We start from the raw sequence: 557 nt of genomic DNA, 5'->3' as shown, positions 1-557 counted from the left end.
GGAACGAGGCTATCACCTTAGTAAAACAGAATATCGTGGTCGTGAAGCCACAGACTTTAAAGAAGATGACATCGAATTATTTACAGATATCGCTAACAAAGTTAAACAAACAAATAGTTATGATTTAGCATTTGAAGAGCTTGAAAAGGAAAAAGACTTTTTACAAGTCATTGTTAAAGACGAGGATATCCAATTACCAACTGATCAAAATGTAGCACAACTCGTTGAAGATTTACGTTCTGAAATTCAAAAAATGCGAGAAGAACGTCAAATGTTAGGGCAAATGATTAACCAAGTTCATCAGCAACAACAGGAACTCAAAGAATTACAAACTGATATCACAACAAAATTAGATTCGAATGCTCAATCTTTAAAATCAATCCAAAATTCTCAAGAGGCTATTCAGTCAGCACAAGAACAACAATCTAAAGACATCGCTAAAGCTAACGAATTAAAAGATAGTGAATTACGTAGTCATTTTGATTCAATGTCAAATAGCGCTTCAATATCTCAGAGCAACGTCGCAAGTCAAAGCACTACAGCAAGTTTGAGCCAAT

General features: G+C 34.5%; 1 protein-coding gene. It reads left to right on the top strand.

Going from position 1 to position 557, the window contains the following annotated elements; translation table 11 throughout:
* Positions 1-557 (top strand): hypothetical protein (locus IE142_RS40240; RefSeq protein WP_229831300.1); only part of this gene is annotated, 557 nt, incomplete at both ends.

It is taken from the genome of Streptomyces mutabilis (assembly GCF_014649815.1).
Lineage (GTDB): Bacteria > Actinomycetota > Actinomycetes > Streptomycetales > Streptomycetaceae > Streptomyces > Streptomyces mutabilis.
This window is presented reverse-complemented; position numbering and strand designations above follow the sequence as displayed.